The organism is Arenimonas metalli CF5-1, assembly GCF_000747155.1.
Taxonomy (GTDB): domain Bacteria; phylum Pseudomonadota; class Gammaproteobacteria; order Xanthomonadales; family Xanthomonadaceae; genus Arenimonas; species Arenimonas metalli.
Genome location: NZ_AVCK01000024.1, coordinates 34,236 through 41,054, shown reverse-complemented (window position 1 = coordinate 41,054; position 6,819 = coordinate 34,236). Strand labels below are relative to the sequence as shown.

At 71.4% G+C, this 6,819-nt stretch carries 5 protein-coding genes; 4 read left to right on the top strand and 1 reads right to left on the bottom strand.

All coding sequences use genetic code 11. The annotated features are described in order from the left end of the window. Nucleotides 1–283, bottom strand: a 283-nt coding sequence (locus N787_RS09245) for a PhzF family phenazine biosynthesis protein (protein WP_034212976.1), incomplete at its 3' end; no start/stop codon positions are given. Nucleotides 284–400: 117 nt separating this feature from the next. On the opposite strand from N787_RS09245, the gene N787_RS09240 reads away from it, so the two are divergent. The 4 genes from N787_RS09240 to N787_RS09225 all read left to right on the top strand — a co-directional run bounded on the left by N787_RS09240 (nt 401) and on the right by N787_RS09225 (nt 6,597). Then, a complete protein-coding gene (locus N787_RS09240; RefSeq protein ID WP_052575327.1) occupies nt 401–3,019 on the top strand; it encodes a bifunctional aspartate kinase/diaminopimelate decarboxylase in 2,619 nt (872 codons plus the stop codon). Further along, entirely contained in the window at nt 3,012–4,388 is a 1,377-nt protein-coding gene (gene murL, locus N787_RS09235) for a UDP-N-acetyl-alpha-D-muramoyl-L-alanyl-L-glutamate epimerase (RefSeq protein WP_034212974.1), read from the top strand. Before N787_RS09240 ends, murL begins: the two co-directional genes overlap by 8 nt. Beyond that, a complete protein-coding gene (gene murD / locus N787_RS09230) occupies nt 4,369–5,748 on the top strand; it encodes a UDP-N-acetylmuramoyl-L-alanine--D-glutamate ligase (RefSeq protein ID WP_034212972.1) in 1,380 nt (459 codons plus the stop codon). Before murL ends, murD begins: the two co-directional genes overlap by 20 nt. A 72-nt stretch (nt 5,749–5,820) precedes the next feature. Then, nucleotides 5,821–6,597 carry a dienelactone hydrolase family protein gene (locus N787_RS09225; protein ID WP_034212970.1) on the top strand — a complete coding sequence of 259 codons (777 nt, stop codon included), beginning with the start codon at nt 5,821–5,823 and terminating at the stop codon, nt 6,595–6,597. The last annotated feature ends 222 nt before the right edge of the window (nt 6,598–6,819 follow it).

Here is a 6,819-nt window from a genome sequence, read left to right as displayed (position 1 = left end):
CCGGCTCGGCCAGCCCGGCCTCGAGCACGGCGTGGGCGGTGCCGATGCTGGGGTGGCCGGCGAAGGGCAGCTCCTGGCGCGGGGTGAAGATGCGCACGCGGTAGCTGGCGCCGGCTTCGACCGGCGGCAGCACGAAAGTGGTCTCGGACAGGTTGGTCCAGTTCGCGAAGGCCTGCATCGCCGCGGTGTCGAGGTCGCGGGCGTCGAGCACCACGGCCAAGGGGTTGCCGGCCCCGGGCCGGTCGGCGAAGACGTCGAGCTGGAGGAATTCACGGCGGCGCATGGGGGAAGCTCCGTTCTGCATCGGGGGGAGGCCGGCGGGTCGTGGCGGCGGCGCCTTCGTTTACACTGGCACGCGCCGCGCGCAAGCGCCGCGTCCCCTCATCTTAAACCTGGAACCATGAGCCCATCCGCGCCCGCCGCCGGTGCCGACGCACCGGATTGGATCGTCCTGAAGTTCGGAGGCACGTCCGTGTCCCGACGCCATCGCTGGGACACCATCGGCCGCCTGATGAAACGCCGGGTCGAGGAGGAGGGCGCCCGCGTGCTGGTGGTGGTGTCGGCGCTGTCCGGTGTCACCAACGAGCTGCAGGCGATCTGCGATTCCCCCGCCGACCGGGCCGCCCGCCACGCGCGGATCGCGGCGCTGGTGCATCGCCATGAGGACTTCGCGACGGAGCTGGGCGTCACCTCGCCGGAACTCACCGAGCGCCTGGCCACGCTGGTGACGCTGGGCGACGACCCGCGCGCCGACGCCGGCGCGCTGGACTGGCAGGCCGAGGTGCTGGCGCAGGGCGAGCTGCTTTCGTCCACGCTCGGCGTCGCCTACCTGCGCACGCAGGGACTGGACGTCGGCTGGACCGATTCGCGCGAGTGGATCCACGCGCGCCCGCTGCCGAACCAGACCGACTGGGCCAAGCGCCTCTCGGCCAGCTGTGATTACACCGGCGACGCCGGCCTGCGCGCGCGCTTCGCCGCGGCGGGCCCGGCGCTGCGCATCGCCCAGGGCTTCATCGCCCGCGCGCCGGACGGCGGCACCGCCATCCTCGGGCGCGGCGGTTCCGATACCTCGGCGGCGTATTTCGGCGCGCTGCTCGGCGCCCGCCGCGTCGAGATCTGGACCGACGTGCCGGGCATGTTCAGCGCCAACCCGCGCGCCGTGCCCGATGCGCGCCTGCTGTCGCGCCTGGACTACGAGGAAGCGCAGGAAATCGCCACCACCGGCGCCAAGGTGCTGCACCCGCGCTGCATCCATCCCTGCCGCGAGGCGCGGGTGCCGCTGTGGATCCGCGACACCGAGCGGCCGGACATGCCGGGCACGGTCATCGACTCCTCGGCCACCACGATCCCGGGCGTCAAGGCGATCAGCTCGCGCCGCGGCATCGTGCTGGTGTCGATGGAAACCATCGGCATGTGGCAGCAGGTCGGCTTCCTGTCCGACGTGTTCGAGCGCTTCAAGGCGCACGGGCTGTCGATCGATTTGATCGGTTCGTCCGAGGCCAACGTCACCGTCTCGCTCGACCCCAGCGACAACCTGGTCAGCACCAACGTGCTCGACGCGCTCTGCGCCGACCTGGCGCAGGTGTGCCGGGTGAAGGTGATCGCGCCCTGCGCGGCGATCACCCTGGTCGGGCGCGGCATGCGCTCGATGCTGCACAAGCTGTCCGACGTCTGGGCCGAGTTCGGCCGCGAGCGCGTGCACCTGATCTCGCAGTCCTCCAACGACCTCAACCTCACCTTCGTCGTGGACGAGGGCCTGGCCGAAGGCATGCTGCCGCGCCTGCACGCGCTGCTGGCGCAGTCGGGGGCGATGCCGGTGAGCGAGGCCGCGGTGTTCGGCCCGAGCTGGCGCCGCATCGACCAGCCCGCCACGCTGCGCCCGCCCACGTGGTGGCAGCGGCAGTCGGGCCGCCTGCTGCACCTGGCCCAAGCCGGCACGCCGCGCTACGTCTACCACCTGCCCACGGTGCGCGAGCGGGCGCGCGAAATCGCCGGCGTGGCCGCGATCGACCGCCGCTTCTTCGCCCTCAAGGCCAACCCGCATCCGCGCGTGCTGCAGGCGCTCGAGGCCGAAGGCTTCGGCTTCGAGTGCGTGTCGCGCGGCGAGCTGGAGCATCTCTACCGCGTGCTGCCGTCGCTGGCGCCGGACCGCGTGCTGTTCACGCCGAGCTTCGCGCCGCGCGGCGAGTACGCGGCCGCGCTCGACAAGGGCGTGTTCGTCACCATCGATTCGGCCACGCCGCTGCGGCAGTGGCCGGAGTTGTTCCGCGGCCGCGACGTCGTGCTGCGGCTCGACCCCGGCTTCGGCCACGGGCACCACGAAAAGGTGCGCACCGGCGGCAAGGACGCCAAGTTCGGCCTGGCCGCCGAGGCGCTGCCCGAGTTCCTGGACGCCGCGCGCGCCGCCGGCGCCCGAATCATCGGCCTGCACGCGCACATCGGCAGCGGCATCCACGACGCGCGCCACTGGCACACGGTGTACGCCCAGCTGGCGTCGCTGGCCGAGGGCATCGGCACGGTCGGCTTCATCGACGTGGGCGGTGGCCTGGGCGTGGCCTACGACCCCGAGGCCGAGCCCTTCGACGTTGCCGCCTACGCGGCCGCGCTGGCCGAAGTGAAGGCGGCCTACCCGCAGTACGCGCTGTGGGTCGAGCCGGGCCGCTACCTCGTCGCCGAGTGCGGCGTGCTGCTGCTGGGCGTCACCCAGGTCACGCGCAAGCAGGGCCTGCGCCGCGTCGGCGCCGACGGCGGCATGAACGCGCTGCTGCGCCCCGCGCTGTACAACGCCTGGCACGAGATCGTGAACCTCACGCGGCTCGACGACCCCGCCGGCGACGCCTGCGACGTGGTCGGCCCGATCTGCGAGACCGGCGACGTGATCGGCCGCCAGCGCCGCCTGCCCGAGGCGACCGCCGAGGGTGACGTGCTGCTGGTCGGCCACGCCGGCGCCTACGGGGCCGTGATGGCCAACCGCTACAACCTGCGCGAACTGCCGCAGGAGGACGTGATCGATGACTGAGTTCGACCGCGGCGCCATCCGCGCCTTCCGCTTCACCGGCTGCCAGTTCGACCCGGCCACGGGCGAGGCGCGGCTGGGCTACGCCTTCGACGACGGCCCGGTGATGGAGGAGGTCGTGCGCTTCCCCGGCGCGCCGTTCGCGCTGGAGGGTACGCGTGCGGAGGCTGTGCAGCGCGCGCTGCGGCTGCTGCATCTCGTCGCCGGCGTGAGCTATTACAAGGCCGCGGTGCCGCCTCGGATCGTGATCGAAGGCGAGGGCATCGATGCCGCCACCGCGGCGCTGCTCACCTCGATCTACGAGAACGGGCTCGGCGAGTTCGCCTACCGCAACGGCCTGCAGCTGCGCGGCAAGATCCACTTCCCTGTGGGAGGGACTTCAGTCCCGATGCCTTCTGCCGAAAAGCCATCGGGAATGAATTCCCTCCCACAAGGGCGGGCCATCGTCGCCATCGGCGGCGGCAAGGATTCGCTGGTGTCGATCGAGGCGCTGCGGGCGCTGGGCATCGACCAGACCGTGGCCTGGATCGGCAGTTCGCCGCTGATCCGCGCCTGCGCCGAGCGCACGGGGCTGCCGCTGCTCAACGTCACGCGCACGCTGTCGCCGCACTTGTTCGAGCTCAACCGCCAGGGCGCGCTCAACGGCCACATCCCGGTCACGGCGGTGAACTCGGCCATCCTCGCGCTGGCCGCGCTGCTGCAGGGCCAGGACCAGGTTGTGTTCTCGAACGAACGCTCGGCCAGCTACGGCAGCCTGATCCCCGGGACGGGCGAAGTGAACCACCAGTGGTCCAAGGGCTGGGACTTCGAGCGCGATTTTGCCGCCTACCTGCGCAGCCATGTCGCGGGCGACCTGCGCTACTACTCGCTGCTGCGGCCGTTCTCCGAGCTGGCGGTGGCGCGCCAGTTCGCGCGGCTCGACCGCTACGACCAGCATTTTTCCAGCTGCAACCGCAACTTCCACATCCTCGGCGAGCGCCCGGCGCAGCGCTGGTGCGGCGTCTGCCCGAAGTGCCACTTCGTGTTCCTGGCGCTGGCGCCGTTCATGCCCAAGCCGCGGCTGATGGGCATCTTCGGCCGCAACCTGCTCGACGAGCCCGAGCAGGCGCCGGGCTACGACGCGCTGCTCGAGTTCCGCGACCACAAGCCCTTCGAGTGCGTGGGCGAGGGCCGCGAATCGCGCGCCGCCATGGACGTGCTGGCCGACAGCCCGGCCTGGCGCGAGGACGCGCTGGTGAAGCGCTACGCCCGCGAGATCCGGCCGCAGCTGGCGCCGGAAGCGCGGGGGCTGGCGCCGCTGCTCGAAGCCTCGGATGATCACGGCATTCCTGGCGAGCTGTGGGGACCGCTGCGTGCGCATTTCGGAGCTTGAGGGCAAGCGGGTCGCGATCTGGGGCTACGGCCGCGAAGGCCGGGCCGCCCTGGCCGCGCTGCGCTGGCGGCTGCCGAGCCAGCCGGTGACGGTGTTCTGCTCGCCCGAAGAGGCCGAGCCGCTGCGCGAGATGCAGGACCCGGCGCTGCGCATCGAGATCGCCGTGGACGCGGATGCCCTGTGCGAACACGAGGTGGTGATCAAGTCGCCCGGCATCAGCCCCTACGCCTCGCCCGCGGCCGACGCCGCCCTGCGCGGCGTGCGCTTCGTCGGCGGCAGCGGCCTGTGGTTCGCCGAGCCCGTGGCCGGCAAGCGCGTGGCCGTCACCGGCACCAAGGGCAAGTCCACCACCACCGCGCTGATCGCCCACCTGCTGCGCGCCGCCGGCCAGCGCACGGCCCTGGCCGGCAACATCGGCCTGCCGCTGCTGGAGCTGCTGGACGTGCAGCCGCCGCCCGATGTCTGGGCGATCGAACTCTCGAGCTACCAGACCGGCGAAGCCAGCGCGGTCGACGTGGCGGTGGTGCTCAACCTGTTCCCCGAGCACCTGGACTGGCACGGCAACGAGGCCCGCTACTACGCCGACAAGCTGTTGCTGGTGACGAAGGGCGCGCCGCGCGTCGCCGTGTTCAACGCCGCCGACCCGGTGCTGGCCGAGCTGGAAGTGCCGCCCACCACCCGCGTGGCCTGGTTCAACCTGGCCGACGGCTGGCACCTGCGCGAGGGCAGCGTGTACCGCGGCGAGCGCGCGGTGCTCGACGCCCGCAGCCTGCCGCTGCCCGGCCGCCACAACCGGTTGAACCTGTGCGCGGCGCTGGCCGCGATCGAGGCCCTGGGCGTGGACGCGGTGAAGCTGGCGCCGGCCGCGCTGTCCTTCCGCCCGCTGCCGCACCGGCTGCAGACGCTGGGCACGCGCAACGGCGTCGAGGCGGTGAATGATTCGATCGCCACCACGCCGCATGCGTCCATCGCGGCGCTCGACTGCTTCCGCGGCCGGCGCGTGGCCATCCTGGTCGGTGGCTATGACCGCGGGCTCGATTGGGGCGTGTTCGTCGAGCGCATCGCCGCCGAGCCGGTGGCCGCGGTGATCACGATGGGCCAGAACGGCCCGCGCGTTTACGAGAAGCTGCGCACGCTGGCGCTGGGCGACCGCATGGTGCTGGCCGAGGCCGGCGAGATGGAGGAGGCGGTGAAGCTGGGCCTGCAGGCCCTGGGCACCGACGGCGTGCTGCTGCTCTCGCCCGGCGCGCCCAGCTTCCCGCGCTACCTCGACTACGTCGCCCGCGGCCGGCACTTCGCCAAGGCCGCCGGTTTCGACCCGGACCAGATCAGCGCCATCCCGGGCCTCGGCGTTTCCTGACGCTCACGCGGCGCTTACCCCGCGGCGAGGCGCCGGGATTATCATCCCGCCACTTCCCACGGAGGACACGCCATGCGCTCCCTGCTCGCCCTCGCCCTGCTCAGCCTGGGCACCACCGCCGTCGCCCAGCCCGTCGCCGAACCGGTCAGCTGGACCCACGGCGGCACCACCTTCGACGGCTATCTGGTCTACGACAAGGCCGAGGATGACCGCCGCCCCGGCCTGCTGATGGTGCCGAACTGGATGGGCGTCACCGACGCCGCGGTCGAGAAGGCCAAGCAGCTGGCCGCCGACGACTACGTCATCCTGCTGGTTGACATGTACGGCAAGGGCGTGCGCCCGGCCAACGCCGACGAGGCCGGCAAGGCCGCCGGCGCCGTGTACGCCGACCGCGAGGCCCTGCGCGGCCGCATCAATGCCGCGCTGGGCGTGCTGAAGTCGTCCGCGGCCAAGGCGCCACTGGACGCCACCCAGCTCGGCGGCATCGGCTTCTGCTTCGGCGGCGCGGTGGTGCTGGACCTGGCCCGCAGCGGCGCCGACGTGGCCGGCGTGGTCAGCTTCCACGGCAACCTCTCGACCTCGATCCCGGCCCAGGCCGGCGACGTCAAGGCCAGCCTGCTGGTGCTCAACGGCGCCGACGACACCTACGTGCCGGCCGAGCAGATCGCGACCTTCCAGAAGGAAATGACCGACGCCAAGGCCGACTGGCAGTTCGTCAACTACTCCGGCGCCGTCCACTGCTTCGCCGAAGCCGACGCCAACAGCCCGGGCTGCCTCTACGAGCCCCGCGCCGCCAAGCGCGCCTACGCCGCCATGGATTCCTTCTTCGACGAAAAGTTCGGCGACTGAAATCCCGCGTTGGTGCGTCCGCTCGAACCCCCGTCTTCATGGCGGGGGGTTTGTTTTTTGTTTGCCACGGATAAAAGCGGATGAACACAGATGAACACGGATAAAGCAACAGCGGTAGTGGTTCGACGCTAACCAAACCGTCTGGCGAAGACCCCCTCTAATCAGCTCTTGCTCTATCCGTGTTCATCTGTGTTCATTCGCTTTTATCCGTGGCTGAAACCT